Origin of the sequence: Actinocorallia libanotica (genome assembly GCF_039525175.1) — a bacterium.
GTDB lineage: Bacteria > Actinomycetota > Actinomycetes > Streptosporangiales > Streptosporangiaceae > Actinocorallia > Actinocorallia libanotica.
In genome coordinates this window covers 94,514-110,615 of record NZ_BAAAHH010000027.1, presented here as the reverse complement: position 1 = coordinate 110,615, position 16,102 = coordinate 94,514, and the positions used below count along the sequence as shown (strand labels likewise).

Below are 16,102 nucleotides of genomic sequence, written 5' to 3'. Positions count from 1 at the left end.
CGCGGCGAGGGCGGTGATCCGGGGGGAAGGCGAAGGGCCGCGCCGGGAGGCGCGGCCCTTCGCAAAGCGGGGGGTTACTTCTTGCCCTGGTTCTTGACGGCTTCGATGGCGGCCTTGGCGGCGGCCGGGTCGAGGTACTCGCCGCCGCGCTTGCGGGGGACGTAGTCGGCGTCGAGCTCGTACTTCAGGGGGATGCCGGTGGGGATGTTGAGGCCGGCGATCTCGTCGTCGGAGATGTCGTCGAGGTGCTTGACCAGGGCGCGCAGGGAGTTGCCGTGGGCGACGACCAGGACGGTCTTGCCGGCGGCGAGGTCGGGGACGATCTCGTCGTACCAGTAGGGCAGGAGGCGGTCCACGACGTCGGCGAGGCACTCGGTGCGGGGCACCAGCTCCGACGGGAGGGTGTTGTAGCGCAGGTCGCCGACCTGGGACAGGGGGTCCTTGTCGGCGATGGGCGGCGGCGGGGTGTCGTAGGAGCGGCGCCAGACCTGGAACTGCTCCTCGCCGAACTCCTCGAGGGTCTGCGCCTTGTTCTTGCCCTGGAGGGCGCCGTAGTGGCGCTCGTTGAGGCGCCAGGAGCGCTTCACCGGCAGCCACAGCAGGTCGGCGGTGTCCAGCGCGATGTTCGCGGTGCGGATCGCGCGCTTGAGGAGGGACGTGTGCAGCACGTCGGGGGTCACGTCGGCGTCGAGGAGCAGCTCGCCCGCCACCGCGGCCTCGCTCTCGCCCTTCGCGGAGAGGTCCACGTCCACCCAGCCGGTGAACAGGTTCTCCGCGTTCCACACACTTTCGCCATGCCGGAGCAAAACCAAGGTCGCCATGGTCGCCAATCCTAGCGAGAGGGGGCTGGTCAGCGGTTTTTGGGATCGGCGAAACGGGCGAAGGCCTGCAGGTTGGCCAGGGACTCACCGCGGGAGACCCGCCAGTCCCACTCCTTCTGGATGGAGGTCTTGAAGCCGAGCTCCAGGGCTCGGTCGAAGTTCTCGTCGCTGTAGGCCAGCACGCAGCCGAGGATCCGGTCGATCTCCGCGGGGTCGGACGCCGCCGACAGGGGGATCTTGCCGGTCAGGTAGACGTCGCCGGTCTCGTCCAGGGTGAACGACAGGCAGTACATGCGGCCGTTCTTCTCCAGCAGCCAGCGGTAGAACTGCGCGTGGTTCTCGTCCGGCTGGCGGCAGAAGAACGCCTCCACGTGCACGCTGTAGGGCCCGACGATCAGCCACGCCATCGTCGCCAGCTTGTGCTCTCCGGGGAGTTTGACGAAGAAGGCGCCCTCCCTGGGGACCTCGTACGTCAGCTCCGAGTCCTCCAGGACCTTCCGGATCGTCTCAACGGCCGCCTCTACCGCGCTCATGCGCACACCCGATCGTTCACAGCGCTTTTGTATACCCCCAGAAGCCTTTCCGCAGTCGCGTCCCACCCGAACACACGGGCGTGACGTACGGCTCCTTCGCCGAGCCGGGCGCGCAGCAGCGGTTCGTCCGCCAGTTTCTCCAGGACGACGGCGTAGTCGCGGGGGTCGTGTCCGTTCACCAGAAAGCCGGAGACGCCATGTCCGACGGCCGTGCGCAGTCCTCCCACGGCCGAGGCCACGACGGGCGTACCGCACGCCTGAGCCTCTACGGCGACCAGCCCGAAGGACTCGTTGTGGGACGGCACCACCGCGACGTCCGCGGCCTGGTACCACCGGGCGAGTTCCGGCTGGGCCTGCGGCGGCTCGAACCGGACGACGTCCGTCAAACCCAGCCGGGCCGCGAGCTTCTGGAGCTCTTCGGGGCGCTCCTTCCCCGACCCGGACGGCCCTCCCACGATCACCACGACCAGCCGGGAACGGAGTTCGGGACGGCGTTCCAGCAGTTCAGCCGCCGCCCGTACGAGCACGTCGGGCGCCTTCAGGGGCTGTATCCGCCCCACGAAGAGCAGCACGTAGGCGTCTCGGGGCAGGTTCAGCCGCCGCCGGGCCTCTTCCTGGCCGCCCGGGCGGAAGACCTCCAGGTTCACGCCGGGCGCCACGGTCTGCACCCGCCGGGAGTCCGCCTCGTAGAGGTCGACGAGCTCGCGCGCCTCGTCCGAGGTGTTGGCGATCAGCTGGTGGGCGTCCGCGACGATCTGCTCCTCGCCGGTCACCCTCAGTACGGGCTCGGGCGCGTCTCCTGCGGCCAGGTTGGCGTTCTTGACCTTGGCCAGCGTGTGCATGGAGTGCACCAGAGGCACGCCCCAGCGGTGCGCGGCGACCCAGCCGGGCTGCCCGGAGAGCCAGTAGTGGGAGTGCACGAGGTCGTAGTGGCCCGGATCGTGGGCGGCCTCGACCCGCAGCAGCCCCGAGGTGAACTGGCACAGCTGCCGGGGGAGCTCCCGCTTGTCGAGCTCCTCGAACGGCCCCGCCGTGAGGTGGCGGACCAGCACGCCGGGCGCCAGCTCCACCGCCGGGGGCAGCCGCCGGGAGGTCGCCCGGGTGAAGATGTCGACCTCCACGCCCCGTTCGGCCAGCCGTTTCGCGGTCTCCACGATGTAGACGTTCATGCCTCCCGCGTCACCCGTGCCGGGCTGGTCGAGAGGCGAGGTGTGCACGGAGAGCGTCGCGACCCGACGGACCACGGGACCTCGCTTCGGTCGAGAACAGAACAATCCGGTCACTTGAAACTACCTACGAACCAGGCTTGTTCCCCCACCCACCCCCGGACACTCGCGGCGTATACGCCAATATGGGATATATGCGCAAAACTGCTGTGATCACCGGTGCGAGCAGCGGCATCGGCGCGGCCACCGCCCGCCGCCTGGCCGCCGAGGGTTTCGACGTCGTGGCCGCGGCCCGCCGCCGCGACCGCCTGGACGAGCTGGTCGAGGAGATCGAGGCCGCCGACCCCGCGGGCCGGCGCGGCTTCGTCCGGGCCGTCACCCTCGACGTGACCTCGGAGGACTCCGTAGCCGCCCTGGCCGCCGGGCTGAGCGCATGCCACGTCCTAGTCAACAACGCCGGCGGCGCCCACGGCCTGGAGTCCGTCGCCGAGGCCGTGACCGAGGACTGGCGCCTGATGTACGACACCAACGTGCTGGGCCTGATGCGCATGACCCGCGCCCTGCTGCCCAAGCTGGTCGCAAGCGGCGCCGGGCACGTGGTGAACGTCACCTCCCTGGCCGGGCACGTGCCCTACGTGGGCGGCGGCGGCTACAACGCCGCCAAGCACGCCGCGGTCGCCGTCAACGAGGTGCTGCGCCTGGAGCTGGTCGACCAGCCCGTCCGAATCACCGAGATCGCCCCCGGGATGGTCAAGACCGAGGAGTTCTCCCTGGTCCGCTTCCGCGGCGACGCCGCGGCCGCCGAGCGCCCCTACGAGGGCGTCGAGGCGCCCCTGGTCGCCGAGGACGTCGCCGACTGCGTCGCCTGGGCCGTCACCCGTCCCGAGCACGTCAACATCGACCGCATCGACGTCCAGCCGCGCGCCCAGGCGGCCCCCCACCGGATCCACCGCACCGGCTAGCCCGGCCGCGCCGCTTCCCCTAGGGTTTTCCCCGCAGATCCCCCCATAGCAGGAGGAAGCAACATGCGGATCGTCGTCGCCGCCACGGTCGTCGCGGGGGTGCTGCTCGTGCCGCAGTCCGCCTCGGCCGCCCCGGGCTGGAAGAACCTCGGGAGCAAGGCCTTCAAGGGCGCGGGCGCGCTGCTGCAGGTCGCGGCGGTGAACAAGAAGACGGTCTTCGCGATCAACGAGAACGGGAAGCCGTTCCACTGGAACGGCAAGAAGTGGACGGCGAAGAAGGCGCCCTTCAAGTTCCGGCCGACCGGGATCGCCGCGAGCGGGCCGCGCAGCGCCTGGGCCGTGGGCTACGCGGGGATCACTCCGGTGGCGGCGCACTGGAACGGAAAGAAGTGGAAGAAGGTCGGTTACCAGGGGGCGAAGTTCGGCCCGCTGGACCTCCCGCTCGTTCCGCTGTCCCTCTCGGCGGGCCGGGACGGCAGCGTCTGGTCCGTGGCCGGGCTCAACTCCAAGAACGACGGCGCCAGTGCGGTGCGCCGCTGGAACGGCAAGTCCTTCGTGAACGTGAGCGTGCCGGGCGCGGCGGGCGCCTCGCTGACGGCGGTTTCCGTCCGGAACAAGGACGACGTCTGGCTGGCCGGGACGACCACCGCCAACGGCACCCAGGCCGTGGCGACCGTGCTGCGGCTCAACGGCGGCAAGTGGAAGCAGGTCGCCGCGCCCGGAGGCCAGTGGGGCACCGTCGGCCAGCCGCACAACATCATCCAGGAGATCGCCGTCGCCGGACCGAAGAAGGTGTGGGCGATCCGGGCGCAGAACGGCGGCGGCCTGCTGCGCTGGAACGGCGCCAAGTGGTCCGAGGCGGCCACTCCGCTGATCTCGCACTACGCCCTCACACCGGACGGCGGGAGCGGCGCCTGGACGATCCCCTCCCCCGGCACGGGCAAGACGAGGTCGCAGTACCTGCACTGGGCCGGCAAGTGGCGCACCCTGCGCGGCCCCGACCGCAAGAAGAACACCTACATCCACGACATCGCGCAGATCCCCGGCTCCAAGCAGGTCGTCGCCGTCGGGAGCGTCGAGAAGGACGGCAAGCAGCTGCCGATCGTGGAGATCTACCGGTAGGGCGCGACCGCGTCCCACGGCAGGGTCAGCTCGCCCAGCCGCCAGCGGCGGCGCCCGCCGTGCGGGGGCCGGGTGAGCAGCGGCCAGCGCCCCCCGGCCAGCTCGACCGTCGACAGCCAGCGCTGCCGGGGCCCGAACACCGACTGGGGCGCCGCCACGGCCCAGGCGCGGTCCAGGTCCCGCAGGAGGTCGTAGACCCGCTCTCCGGGCACGTTGCGGTGGATCAGGGTCTTGGGGAGCCGCTCGGCGAGGGCGGAAGGGCGGGGCAGGTGCCGCAGGTCGGCGGCGAGCGTGAGGGTCGCGGGACCGTTCCGGTCGAGCGAGACCCAGGCGTGCCGCCGCCCGATCTCGTCGCAGGTCCCCTCGACGAGGGTCCCGCCGGGGGCCAGCCCCTCGCGCAGCCGGTCCCACACGCGCCAGGCGGTGTCCTCGTCGTACTGCCGCAGCACGTTGGCCGCCCGCACCAGGTCCGGCGGCCGTTCGACGGGCAGTTCGAAGCCGCCGAGCCCGAACGACAGGCCCGGATGGCGCTCTCCGTGGGCCTTCAGGAAGGCTCTCGCGGCGTCCACGCGCTCCTGGGCTATCTCCAGCCCCACGACCCTCACCTGCGGCCGTACGGCCCTCAGCCGCTCGTACAGCTCCACGGTCGTGACGGGTGAGGCCCCGTACCCCAGATCGACGACCAGGGGCCGCTCCGGGAGGCGCAGGGTGGCCGCCATCCACAGATCCTGGCGCCGCAACCGGTTGGCGTTGGTGGTCCCCCTGGTCCTCTCCCCCTCCGGCCTACGCGCACGCACGCCGTCAAAGGTAAGGGCTCAGCGGATCGTTCGGTGCGCGTCAGCGCGCATCAGCCGCGGGTGGCACGCCGCCAGGCGTGCGTCTCTCAGCGGAATGCTTCGAGCATCGGGAACTTGTGCTCCTTGGGTTTCTGCTGCTGGAGGCCGCCGACGGAGACGACCCGCGAGGTCCCCGGGATCAGTTCGATGTCGCCGAGGCCGACGACTCCGTTGCGGCGCGGGCCGGTGAAGGACTTCCAGCGGCCCTTGCTCCAGCGCAGGTAGGGCGCGGCCTTGGCGTCGGAGCGGCTGTAGGGCAGCAGCCAGACGCCGCCCGCGCCGTCCTGGGTGAGGGTCAGCGCCCCGACGCCGCCGGGCAGTCCGCGTTCGCCCGCCTTCTTGCCGTCCCAGCGCAGCAGCTTGGTCTTCGTGGAGCCGCGCAGCGCCCACGCCTTCCCGGGCACGTCCACGACGATCTTCGTGATCGCCTTGCTCTGCTGGGAGGAGGTGCCCTTCAGCGGGATGCGCCGCCATTTCCTGCCGTTCCAGCGCAGCAGCAGGGACTCGTACGCGTCCTCCCCCACCCGGCGGCTACCGCCCAGCCAGATCTCCCGCTTGGAGAAGGCCGCGACGGCGGCCAGGGAGGAGCCGGACGGCAGCGGCACCTTCACCGGTCGCCACCTGCCGTCCTTCCAGCGCTGGACGGTGTTGGTGCCGTCGAACACGTTGCGGGCGACGGAGACGGCGGTGCCGTCCGGGGCCGCGGCGAGGTCCACGGGCGCGCCCGGCCCCGGGAAGGCGACCTCACGCCACTTCTTGCCGTTGTAGTGGAGCGCGTGCGCCGCGGAGAGCGTCACGCCGGTGGCCCAGGCCTGCCTGGGGCCGGAAACGGCCAGGCCGGCCGGGACGAATCCCCAGCCGGCCTTGGCGCGCGTCCACTTCCTGCCGTTCCACTTCCACAGCGCGAGTTCGTTGTCCGGGCCCTCCACCCCGGCGGCCCACCCGTGCCTCTCGTCGGCGAACTCGATCTGGTTGAGCGATCCGACGAGCCGCGGTGCCGGTCCCTGCTGGACGCGCCATCGCGGCTCGCCCTTCGGCGCGGCGTGCACCGCCGCGCCGGTCGCTCCGGCGGTCAGGACCGCGGCCAGCGCCGCCGATCCCGCGACTCGTCCGATCATCGCTACTTCCCCACGTACGGTCGGGACTGCGCCAGGGCGCCCGACAGGGCGAAGGTGAAGGCCCGCATGGAGTCGGCGAACTTCGACAGGTCCCACTCCGCGGGGCCCTCGTACCAGTAGAGGTTGTCGCCGCCCTGCACCCCCGCGTCCTCCACGGTCCTGGCCCAGGGTCCGACGACGTCGAAGACCACTGCGTAGGGAAGATAACGGGAAAAGAGGGCAATCCGCTGCCTGTCCGGCACTTCGGCCGCCTCTCCTCGCCGGAGGTGGTCACGGAAGCCCAGCGTGTGCGCCAGGACCGTGGAGCCCTTGCCGGTCTTGGCCGGCATGTGCTTGCCGAAGAGGATCATCGCCAGACCGAAGGCGAGCGCCGCCAGACCCACCAGCGCGTAGTTGGTGAGGATCGCCAGCGCCACCGTCCCCACCGCCGCCAGCGCCGTGACGACGTACCCGGCGACCGTCCAGCGGGACCGGACGGCGTCCGGCCGCCGGGCGAACCAGCCCTGCTTCACCACGTCCTCGTACAGCGCGTTGCGCACCTGGGCGAGCTTGTGCGCGAAGGTGCCGCCCAGCTGGGACAGCCGGACGCGCTCGCCCATGAGGAACAGGCCGTCGTAGAGGATCTGCTCGTACGGGTGCAGGTCGTTGACCGGGCGGTTCAGCTTGCGCAGCGCCCAGTCGCTCTTGCCCTCCTCCTCCTCGACCAGGAGGTAGCCGCGCACGGCGAGGTCGATGATACTCGCCGTCACGTCGATGACGTCGGCCTGCTCGTCGATCAGCGTGCCGATCTGGCCGGGGCGCACCCCGTCCGGCGGCTCGAAGCCGGCCTGCCCGTCGCCCGTGGCCGTCAGCGGCACCCGGACGCCGGAGTCGGCGCGCTTGTCGCGGCCGCGCAGGAAGTACAGCAGCGCCACCCCGCCGACCAGCAGGACGAGCAGGGCCGCCAGCGCGCCGCCCGTCACCGCGTTGATGGCGAAGGACGTCGCCAGCGTCTTGCGCTCGGCGTAGGCCGGGCCGCCGCTGGTCGCCTCCGGCGGCAGTCCCGCCACGACCGTCAGGTACTCGTCGGGGAACATGTTCTGCTGCCCGTAGACCGCCTGCCGCCGCTTCATCCGCGTGCTGAACTCGCTGCACCCGATGACGCTGCCGAGCGTGCCCGCGAAGCAGTTGACGTTGCGGATCATCGTCTCCGCCTGGAGGGTCGCCGTCCCCTCCTGCACGGGCACCTGCCAGCCGCCGACGGCCGTCCAGCGCACCTCCTGGCCCTGCGGGAGCGGCAGGACCGCGCCGACGACGTCGTATTCGAGCGTCACGGTCCGCTGCCCGGCCGCCTGGGGGCCGCTCACCTTCACCAGCGTGCGCTCGTCCTCCCGGGCCAGCGACCCGGTGTAGGGCTGCGACACCTGGAGGTTCTCCACCTCGAAGACGCGGTCGCGCTTCTCGTCGTGGTGGATGCGCGTGCTGTAGACCCGGTCGAAGCCGTCGCCGCCGGCTCCGAAGTCGTACGTGATGGTCTCTTTGGCGTGCAGGACCCCGTCGGTTCCCAGGGTGAGGAGGACCTCGTCACGGACCACCCGGTCGTCGGCGGTGTCGGGCGCCGCGGCGGCCGGAACCGCGGCGGCGTGCGCGGGCCCGGGAGAGGCGGCCAGGAACAGCAGGACCAGGGGGGCGGCTAGTAGCCGTATACGACCCAGCATGTGCACAAAGCGTAGTGGGTACCACTCACCGCCACTATGCGAACCTGGGCAAGCCCAAACGCTTGCAGGAGCATGCATTTTTCCTTACATAACGTGACGACAAGGGAACACTCGCACGAGAAAACGTCGTCTCCGTCACATGATCATCGCGGCCTGTGAGCGGACTCACCCGAAAGAAGACCCTTCCGCGCTTGCAATAGCAAGCATCAGCGCGCAGGGTGGAGGCATGGCAGGTCCGAAGGTCGGCTCCATCGGGGAGTACATCCGGGAGCAGAGGCAGCGCGCGAAGATCTCGCTCCGCCAACTGGCGGAGCAGGCGGGGGTGTCCAATCCCTACCTCAGCCAGATCGAGCGCGGGCTGCGCAAGCCGAGCGCGGAGATCCTGCAGCAGATCGCCAAGGGTCTGCGCATCTCCGCCGAGGCCCTCTACATCCAGGCGGGCATCCTCGAGCACCGCGAGGCCGACACGGACGTGCAGACCGCGATACGCGCCGACATCTCTCTTTCCGAACGGCAGAAACAGGTGCTGCTGGACATCTACGAGTCCTTCCGGAGGGAGAACGCAGCCGACACCGGGCCCGAGCAGGAGGCTCTGCCCGACAGAGAGGATCAGGAACGATGACTCTGGCCGAGAAGATCAGGGACAACAAGGCCGTCTACACCGGGGCCGGAGCGGTCGACCTGGCCGTGGAGAAGCTCCGCGAGATGCCCGAGACCGTCGCCAAGGTGCGCGCCGAGCTCACCGAGAACTACGGCAAGTACCGCGTCACGGTGCTGGAGAACGTCAACGACGTGCGCGGCGAGGTGAACGAGCGGGTCACCAAGGCCCGCACCACCGCCACCGTCCGGCTCAACGAGGTCAAGGCCAACGTGGCCAAGGCCCAGGGCAAGACCGAGTCCGTCTCGCTCCAGGACTACGTCGCGACCATGACCGCCAAGGTCAACGAGGTCATCGAGGAGCTCGCCGAGCGGGGCCGCACGGTCATCAACAAGGCGGCCGACGACGTCGCCGCCGAGGCCCAGGAGGCCAAGTCGGTGGAAGCCCCCGCCGCCAAGCCCCGGACGGCCGCCACCACGACCGCCCGCAAGCCCGCCGCCCGCAAGACCACCGGCTGACCGCCGCCCCACCTCATCGTCCCCATCCGGAACCTCCGGGTGGGGACGATGGTTCTATAGGGTGACCCTCAACGTACGTCGGAAGGTGATCCTCGTGGCTGGCAGCATTCAGAGCGGGCTGGGGTTGTTCTTCTGGGGCCTGGCCATCATCGCCTTCCTCATGGAGGTCTTCGCCCTGGTCGACGCGGTGCGCCGCCCCGCCCAGGCCTTCCCCGCGGCCGGCAAGCAGTCCAAGAAGATGTGGACGATCATCCTGGCGATCGCCACCGTCTTCGGGCTCGCGGGCGCCGGCGGCATCCTGAGCATCCTGGACATCATCCCGGTCGTGTCGTTCATCGCCGCGGTCATCTACCTCGCGGACGTCCGCCCCGCCCTCAAGGCGATCGGCGGGGGCGGCGGCAACATGGGCCCCTACGGGCGCTGGTAGGCCCGCGCTCCCCCGGCCCGCGCGCGGCTCAGCCCGCCGCGGGCCTGTCCATGCCCAGCCGGGTCAGCGCCGCCAGCATCTTGTCGGCGAAGTAGGCGTTGCCCGTCTCGTTGGGGTGCACCTCGTCCCGCCGGATGTACAGGTCGGCGTTGCCGGTGCCCCTGCTCACGTCACCGGTGATCCACTGCTCCTCCAGCGGGTCGACGAAGGGCACCTGGAGCTGCTCGGCGACGCCGCGCATGACGTCGCGGACGGCCAGCGCCTGCTTGGTCGGCGTGCCGCCCCACATCGGCCCGACCAGCACCACCGGCACCGCGGGCCAGCGCTCCTTGATCCCGTTGACCAGCTGCCACACCGCGTCGTTCAGCCCGTTCAGGGGGTGCCTGCGGTTGGCGTCGTTGTGGCCGCCCGCCACGATCACCAGGTCGGGGGCGGGGCGCCAGGCGAGCTGGTCGGCGAAGAGCCGGGCGAAGTCCTTGCCGACCCGGCCCCGGGCGAGGAAGCCGGTGCCCGGCCAGCCGCCGATGATCGCCTGCCAGCCGAGCTTGCGGGCCAGGTCCCCGGCGTAGGTGCGCTCGGGGATCACCTTGCCGGTGCCGGCGGTGTAGCTGTCGCCGAGGAACATCACGACGGGCGCCCGCTGGGACTGCGGCGTGCCCGACGTCGCGGGAGGGGACGAGGGTTCGGCCGCCGGGGAGGCGGAACAGCCGGTGAGCAGCGCGAGCGCCGTCAGGCCGCACGTGAGTTTCCGGCGCACGGGCTCCCCTGCACTAGGAAGACGACATGGAGCGGCCGGGTCCGTGGGAGCGGACCCGGCGGGACTCCGAGGACCACCCGGGACACATCACCGGGTTCCCGAAGGTGGACCGCATTCTAACGGTGCCGGGCGGTCTCAGTGCGGCAGTACCCACAGCAGCAGCGGACCGGTGGTCAGCAGCGCCGCCGAAGCCAGCGCGGCCGACCGCGTCCACACCGAGCCGGGAGCGGGGTTGAGCAGCCGCTGCACCCGCGCCATCACCGGACCGCCCTCGGGCAGCGCCGACAGGGCGCAGGAGGGCGCCGCCGCCGAGGGCGCCGTGGCGAAGCGCAGCAGCGCCTTGGCCAGCTCCTTGGGCGGGCGGTTCTGCAGGGCGCGGTCGTCGGCCGTCATCTCGATGAGCAGCGCGACGGCGTCCAGCGACCGGGCGACCAGGCCGATGCGGGGCAGCGAGGTGAACGGCAGCAGCACCAGGTCGTGGCGCTCCCGGGCGTGGGCGTGCTCGTGGGCGAGCACCGCGTCCAGCTCCCCGGAGTTGAGCAGCTGCAGGGTGCCCGCGCTGATCACGATCTTGGACCGCACGCCCGGCACGCAGTAGGCGGCTGCCTCGGGATGGTCGACGACCAGGGGACCGCCCCTGTCGGTGCGGCGGGCGATCAGGCTGAGCAGCGCGCGGTGCCGCGCCCTGGCGCGCACCACCCGGACGCCCGACAGCAGCAGCATGCCGATGAGCGAGCCGGCCAGCGCCATCCCCCCCAGCAGCGCCACCTGGTGGTGCAGGCCGAGCCCCGAGCCGTCCTCCGACAGCGCGAACAGGCCGTGCAGCACCCCGGCGTCGTAGGGGGAGAGCGCGAAGCCCAGCAGCGCGCCGATGGTGGCCAGGCCCCAGGCCAGGCCGAGCGCCTGCCAGAGCAGGATGCCGACCCGCGGTGTACGCCAGGTCCAGCGGGCGCGGGAGAGCAGCTCCGCGCCCGGAAGAGTCGCGAGAGAGATGGCCGCGAGCGCCACCCAGCTCGTCACTCGAGGTTCTCCAGGACGCGGCGGAGCGCGGCGGCCTCGTCGCCGGTGACCGAACGGGCGAAGTGCGCCAGGGCGGCGTCGCGGTCGCCGCTCAGCGCCAGGGCGCCCAGCATGAGCTCGGCGACGTAGCCCTCGCGGGTGTCGGCGGGGCGGTAGGACCAGGCGCGGCCGTCCCGCTCGCGGGCGAGGAAGCCCTTCTTGGCCAGGCGGTCCAGAACCGTCATCACCGTGGTGTGCGCGAGGTCGCGGTCGGCCAGGGCCCTGCCCACCTCGCGTGCCGTGGCCGGCTCCTCCCGGGCCCACAGCACTTCCATCACCGCACGTTCGAGCTCTCCCAGACCTTTCACCCTTTCATCCTACCCTGTGACCTAGGACACAGCGTAGTACTACACGAGGTGGCGCCGGCCTCCCCCGCACGCGGCCCGATCGGCGGCTTAGCACGCCGCGCGAATATTGGACGCCGTGTTTGATACCGACGGGTATATCTACCGATCGGTAAGCGGCTCTTTACTTGCCTCACCCCTGGCGAGTGGAAGAGGAGGCGCCCCGTGCGCAGACGGTTCGCGGCGGCGGCCGCGGTGACGATGCTCGGTTCCCTGCTCCACTCCGGACCCGCGCAGGCCGCCGGAGGCGGCTACACCTCCTCCTACGAGACCATCTCCGGGCACGGGGGCACCCCGATCAAGGCGCTGGTCTACCGGCCGAAGGGCAGCGGCCCCTTCCCCCTGATCGTCATGCCGGCCAGCTGGTCGCTCTTCCACGCCGAGTACGCCGGGGCCGCCGCCAGGCTGGCCGCCTCCGGATACTCCGTGGTCGCCTACACCAGCCGCGGGTTCTGGGACTCCGAAGGGAGGATCGAGGTCGCCGGGAAGCCCGACATCGGCGACGTCAGCAAGGTCATCGACTGGGCGGTGAAGCACGCGAGGGCCGACGAGAGGCGCGTCGGCGCGGCCGGGATCTCCTACGGAGCGGGCATCCCCCTGATCGCCTCGGGCTTCGACGAGCGCATCCGCGCGGTCTCCGCGATGAGCGGGTGGGCCAGCCTGCTCGACTCCCTCTACCTCAACGAGACCGTCAGCGAGCAGGCCGCGGCGATGCTCCTGGCCGTCGGGCACGTCACCGGCAGGCCCGGCGAGGACCTCCTGAAGGTCCAGGACGGCTACCTCAAGGACGAGTTCGGCAACGTCCTGCCCCTCGCCGCGACCCGGGGCGCCGCCTCCTACCTCGACCGGATCAACGCCAACAAGCCCGCCCTCCTGCTCGCCGGCGGCTGGCAGGACGGGCTCTTCCCGCCCGGCCAGTACACCGACTTCTTCAACCGGCTGCGCGTGCCCAAGCAGCTCATGCTGCAGGCTGGAGACCACGGCACCCCCGACGCCCTGGGCGCGCTCGGCTTCACCGGCGACACCTGGACCGCGACGAAGCGCTGGTTCGACCACCACCTCAAGGGCGAGAAGAACGGCGTCGGACGCCAGAAGAACGTCCGGCTCAAGGCCAACAACGGCGGCCCCTGGACGTCCTTCCGGAACTGGGACGCCCAGACGCGCACCACCCGCCGCTACGCCCTGGCCGCCGGGGAGAGGCTCGCGCAGCGCGCCTCGGGCTGGAAGAAGAGCATCCGGACCGGCCAGGGCACCGTCGCCGACAGCGGCGTGGTCGAGGTGACGGGCGCCGCCGCCCAGGCCGACATCCACTGGACGATCCGGCCCTCCGAGGTCGACCGGCGGAACGGCCTGGTCTTCCGCGCGCCCAAGTCGGACCGCGCACGCACCGTCAGCGGCTTCCCCTGGCTGCGCGCCACCGTCACGCCGTCCGCGAAGAACACCTCGCTGTTCGTCTACCTCTACGACGAGGCGCCCGGCGGCAAGGCCAAGCTGGTCACCCACATCCCCTACACGCTGCGCGGGGCCCGGCCCGGCAAGGCCAGGAAGCTCGACCTCCGGCTGCAGCCCATCCGCTGGCGGCTCGCCAAGGGCCACCGCCTCACCCTCGTCATCGACACCATGGACGCCCGGTACCGCAGCACCAGCAAGAAGGGCGGGAGGCTGGCCTTCCGCTCCGGCAGCCTGACCGTCCCGTTCGGCTGACCCCCGGCCGACCTGCGAGACTGGACGCATGCGTGCGGTGGTCCAGCGGGTGAGCGAGGCTTCTGTCAGCGTCGGCGGCGAGGTCGTGGGCGAGATCCAAGGCCCCGGCCTGATGGTCCTGGTCGGCGTCACCCATGACGACGACCGGGCCAAGGCCGCCAAGCTCGCCGCCAAGCTGTGGGGCCTGCGCATCCTCCATGACGAGAGGTCCTGCTCCGACCTCGACGCCCCGCTCCTGGTGATCAGCCAGTTCACCCTCTACGGCGACACCGCCAAGGGCCGCCGCCCCTCCTGGCTCGCCGCCGCCAAGGGCGACGCCGCCGAACCCCTCGTCGACGCCGTCGTCGACTCCCTGCGCGCCCTCGGCGCCACCGTCGCCACCGGCCGCTTCGGCGCCGACATGGCCGTCTCCCTCGTCAACGACGGCCCCGTCACCCTCATCCTGGAGGTCTGACGGCCCCAGGCCCCTCCCCCGACGGGTCGAGAACAGGCCTCGGAGTCCCCCGGCCGGCTAGAACAGGCCCCAGAGCATGCCGATGAGGGAGATGACGGTGCCGGCGGCGGCGAGGTAGATGAGGTAGCGGTCGTTCTTGTCCAGGCGGTGCCGGACGCGGGGGGCGACCAGGACGACGCCGGTGTCGCGGTTGGGCTCGGAGATCCGCGGGGTGTAGCGGGGGTTGGCGCGGCCGATGAGGTTCCACAGGCCGTCGTTCTTGATGTCCTGGTGGCGGGCGTCGTGGGCGAAGACGCGGCCGCGCACCGGCTCGACGCACTCGAAGCCCTGCCGGGTCTTCACCCGGCAGCGGGTGCGCACCAGGCAGAGCTCGTAGAAGCTCCACAGCAGCAGGGTGAACAGCAGGACCCGCCAGTTGGGCATGAACGCGCCATAGGTGACCAGGGCGGCGAACAGCGCCCACCACGCGACCTGCTCGAAGTCCCGGTCGGTCCGGCGACGGGGGGACTTGCGGGGCGGTGCCGAGGGCTTGCGGGGGACGGAGACCATGATCGCGCACCACCTTCGTTCGGAAGCACACCTCGATCTTCTGTTTATCCCGGATCCGCGGCGGTAATCACAGGCGGCGGCCCCGCAGCGCCGGATCGATCGTGACATTCGCCCCCGTGTCCGGCGAAACAATTACTTCCTGGGACGCGGCGACCCCATCGGCGGTCAGCGGCGCCTCGACAGGCACGTTCCGTTTCACCAGGGCGAGCGCGATCGGGCCCAGCTCGTGGTGCCGGGCGGCCGAGCCGACGAACCCCACCCGGCGGCCGTCCAGCTCCAGATCCGCGCCGTGCGCGGGCAGCCGGTCCGCGCTGCCGTCCAGGTGCAGGAAGACCAGGCGGCGCGGCGGACGGCCCAGGTTGTGCACCCGTGCCACCGTCTCCTGGCCCCGGTAGCAGCCCTTGTTCAGGTGCACCGCGGTGTCGATGAGGCCGATCTCGTGCGGGATCGTCCTGTGGTCGGTGTCGAGGCCGAACCTCGCCCGGTGCGCGGCGATCCGCAGCGCCTCGTACGCCCAGATCCCGGCGGGCGAACGGTCGGCGAAGGCCGTGCCGCGCGGGACGATCAGGCTCGTCATGCCCGCGACGTCGGGCAGCGCCCGCTCCCCCGCCAGGCCGGCGCCGGTGACCACCTCGTACTCGCCGGAGACGTCGGCGATCTCGACCCGCAGCAGGAACTTCATCCGCTCCAGGAAGGCCGCCAGCGCCGGGGCCGTGCCGGGCTCCACGTGCGCCCACACCGCCTCGCCGTCGTCCACCAGGGACAGGTGGTGCTCGATGTGGCCGTTCGGGCTCAGCAGCAGCGCCTCGGCCGCCTCCCCCGGGCGCAGGCCCGCCAGGTGCTGGGTGAGCAGGCTGTGCAGCCACGTCAGGCGGTCCGGGCCCGCGACGCGGACCACGCCGCGGTTGGACCTGGCCACCACGGCCGAGCCGTTCTCCAGCGCCTTCTGCTCGGCGTACGGGTCGCCGAAGTGGGCGGCCAGCGCCTCGTCGGGTGCCTCCGCGTGGAACGTCATCTCCGGCACTCCCTACACCGCCCGAAGACGGTCAGATGGTGAACATCGGTCTCGAAGCCGTACCCCGACTCCAGGGCCTCCACCAGGCCGTCCGCCACCGAGGGCGGCACGTCCTCGACCTTGCCGCAGCCGCGGCAGCGCAGATGCACGTGGTCGGCCTCGGTGGCCAGGTGGTAGTTCGGCGGCCCGTGCCCGACATGGGCATGCTTGACCAGCCCGAGCTCCTCCAGGAGCTCCAGGGTCCGGTAGATCGTGGAGATGTTGACGCCCTTGGCCGTGCGCTGCACCTCGGCGCAGATCTCATCGGGCGTCCCGTGCTCCAGCGAGGCGACGGCTTCCAGGACGAGCTGGCGCTGCGGCGTCACCCGGTAGCCGCGAGAGCGCAGCTCCTCCTGCCAGGTGGTCTCTCCCATACCCCGATC

At 71.3% G+C, this 16,102-nt stretch carries 19 protein-coding genes; 7 read left to right on the top strand and 12 right to left on the bottom strand.

Annotated features, from left to right (window positions below):
• Positions 1-74: 74 nt before the first annotated feature.
• From ABD140_RS28105 to mshA, 3 genes are read right to left on the bottom strand one after another with little or no spacing between them, the layout of a single operon-like run.
• Positions 75-821 carry a phosphoglyceromutase gene (locus ABD140_RS28105; RefSeq protein ID WP_344244023.1) on the bottom strand — a complete coding sequence of 249 codons (747 nt, stop codon included), beginning with the start codon at positions 819-821 and terminating at the stop codon, positions 75-77.
• Between the two features lie 29 nt (positions 822-850).
• On the bottom strand, positions 851-1,354 hold the full coding sequence (locus tag ABD140_RS28100; RefSeq protein WP_344244021.1) for a type III secretion system chaperone family protein: 504 nt from the start codon (positions 1,352-1,354) through the stop codon (positions 851-853).
• Positions 1,351-2,598, bottom strand: a complete 1,248-nt coding sequence (gene mshA / locus ABD140_RS28095) for a D-inositol-3-phosphate glycosyltransferase (RefSeq protein ID WP_344244020.1) — start codon at positions 2,596-2,598, stop codon at positions 1,351-1,353. The genes ABD140_RS28100 and mshA overlap by 4 nt, the downstream gene beginning before the upstream one ends.
• A gap of 116 nt (positions 2,599-2,714) precedes the next feature.
• Here mshA and ABD140_RS28090 point away from each other — a divergent pair, with 116 nt between their 5' ends.
• Together ABD140_RS28090 and ABD140_RS28085 are read left to right on the top strand one after the other, a co-directional pair.
• Complete coding sequence (locus tag ABD140_RS28090; RefSeq protein ID WP_344244019.1) at positions 2,715-3,482, top strand: SDR family NAD(P)-dependent oxidoreductase; 768 nt, start codon at positions 2,715-2,717, stop codon at positions 3,480-3,482.
• Between the two features lie 63 nt (positions 3,483-3,545).
• Positions 3,546-4,604, top strand: a complete 1,059-nt coding sequence (locus tag ABD140_RS28085) for a hypothetical protein (protein ID WP_344244018.1) — start codon at positions 3,546-3,548, stop codon at positions 4,602-4,604.
• On the opposite strand, the gene ABD140_RS28080 is transcribed toward ABD140_RS28085, so the two are convergent.
• From ABD140_RS28080 to ABD140_RS28070, 3 genes are all read right to left on the bottom strand, one after another.
• The gene (locus ABD140_RS28080) at positions 4,595-5,401 is read right to left on the bottom strand and encodes a class I SAM-dependent methyltransferase (RefSeq protein ID WP_344244017.1); all 807 of its coding nucleotides are present in this window, start codon (positions 5,399-5,401) and stop codon (positions 4,595-4,597) included. The two genes, ABD140_RS28085 and ABD140_RS28080, sit on opposite strands and share 10 nt — an antisense overlap.
• Before the next feature lie 86 nt (positions 5,402-5,487).
• Positions 5,488-6,558 (bottom strand): hypothetical protein, encoded by a 1,071-nt coding sequence (locus ABD140_RS28075; RefSeq protein ID WP_344244016.1) that lies wholly within the window; start codon positions 6,556-6,558, stop codon positions 5,488-5,490.
• 2 nt (positions 6,559-6,560) lie between these two features.
• A complete protein-coding gene (locus ABD140_RS28070) occupies positions 6,561-8,255 on the bottom strand; it encodes a DUF2207 domain-containing protein (RefSeq protein ID WP_344244015.1) in 1,695 nt (564 codons plus the stop codon).
• A 226-nt stretch (positions 8,256-8,481) separates the two neighbouring features.
• On the opposite strand from ABD140_RS28070, the gene ABD140_RS28065 reads away from it, so the two are divergent.
• The 3 genes from ABD140_RS28065 to ABD140_RS28055 all read left to right on the top strand — a co-directional run bounded on the left by ABD140_RS28065 (position 8,482) and on the right by ABD140_RS28055 (position 9,798).
• Positions 8,482-8,877 (top strand): helix-turn-helix domain-containing protein, encoded by a 396-nt coding sequence (locus ABD140_RS28065; RefSeq protein WP_344244014.1) that lies wholly within the window; start codon positions 8,482-8,484, stop codon positions 8,875-8,877.
• Positions 8,874-9,371 carry a hypothetical protein gene (locus tag ABD140_RS28060; RefSeq protein ID WP_344244013.1) on the top strand — a complete coding sequence of 166 codons (498 nt, stop codon included), beginning with the start codon at positions 8,874-8,876 and terminating at the stop codon, positions 9,369-9,371. The genes ABD140_RS28065 and ABD140_RS28060 overlap by 4 nt, the downstream gene beginning before the upstream one ends.
• Positions 9,372-9,465: 94 nt before the next feature.
• Complete coding sequence (locus ABD140_RS28055) at positions 9,466-9,798, top strand: DUF2516 family protein (RefSeq protein ID WP_344244012.1); 333 nt, start codon at positions 9,466-9,468, stop codon at positions 9,796-9,798.
• Positions 9,799-9,826: 28 nt separating this feature from the next.
• On the opposite strand, the gene ABD140_RS28050 is transcribed toward ABD140_RS28055, so the two are convergent.
• From ABD140_RS28050 to ABD140_RS28040, 3 genes are all read right to left on the bottom strand, one after another.
• A complete protein-coding gene (locus tag ABD140_RS28050) occupies positions 9,827-10,555 on the bottom strand; it encodes an SGNH/GDSL hydrolase family protein (protein WP_344244011.1) in 729 nt (242 codons plus the stop codon).
• A 135-nt stretch (positions 10,556-10,690) separates the two neighbouring features.
• Positions 10,691-11,575 carry a M56 family metallopeptidase gene (locus ABD140_RS28045; RefSeq protein ID WP_344244010.1) on the bottom strand — a complete coding sequence of 295 codons (885 nt, stop codon included), beginning with the start codon at positions 11,573-11,575 and terminating at the stop codon, positions 10,691-10,693.
• Positions 11,572-11,922 carry a BlaI/MecI/CopY family transcriptional regulator gene (locus ABD140_RS28040; RefSeq protein WP_344244009.1) on the bottom strand — a complete coding sequence of 117 codons (351 nt, stop codon included), beginning with the start codon at positions 11,920-11,922 and terminating at the stop codon, positions 11,572-11,574. Before ABD140_RS28040 ends, ABD140_RS28045 begins: the two co-directional genes overlap by 4 nt.
• Before the next feature lie 201 nt (positions 11,923-12,123).
• Between ABD140_RS28040 and ABD140_RS28035 the strand changes: the two genes are divergently transcribed.
• Both ABD140_RS28035 and dtd read left to right on the top strand, forming a co-directional pair.
• Positions 12,124-13,662, top strand: a complete 1,539-nt coding sequence (locus tag ABD140_RS28035; RefSeq protein WP_344244008.1) for a CocE/NonD family hydrolase — start codon at positions 12,124-12,126, stop codon at positions 13,660-13,662.
• A gap of 28 nt (positions 13,663-13,690) precedes the next feature.
• Positions 13,691-14,116: a D-aminoacyl-tRNA deacylase gene (dtd, locus tag ABD140_RS28030; RefSeq protein WP_344244007.1), complete on the top strand. Its 426-nt coding sequence runs from the start codon at positions 13,691-13,693 to the stop codon at positions 14,114-14,116.
• Between the two features lie 57 nt (positions 14,117-14,173).
• On the opposite strand, the gene ABD140_RS28025 is transcribed toward dtd, so the two are convergent.
• The 3 genes from ABD140_RS28025 to ABD140_RS28015 form a co-directional block, all read right to left on the bottom strand.
• Positions 14,174-14,665 carry a hypothetical protein gene (locus ABD140_RS28025; RefSeq protein WP_344244006.1) on the bottom strand — a complete coding sequence of 164 codons (492 nt, stop codon included), beginning with the start codon at positions 14,663-14,665 and terminating at the stop codon, positions 14,174-14,176.
• Between the two features lie 67 nt (positions 14,666-14,732).
• On the bottom strand, positions 14,733-15,680 hold the full coding sequence (gene ygfZ / locus ABD140_RS28020; RefSeq protein WP_344244005.1) for a CAF17-like 4Fe-4S cluster assembly/insertion protein YgfZ: 948 nt from the start codon (positions 15,678-15,680) through the stop codon (positions 14,733-14,735).
• Positions 15,677-16,093 (bottom strand): Fur family transcriptional regulator, encoded by a 417-nt coding sequence (locus tag ABD140_RS28015; RefSeq protein WP_344244004.1) that lies wholly within the window; start codon positions 16,091-16,093, stop codon positions 15,677-15,679. The genes ygfZ and ABD140_RS28015 overlap by 4 nt, the downstream gene beginning before the upstream one ends.
• Positions 16,094-16,102 lie beyond the last annotated feature (9 nt).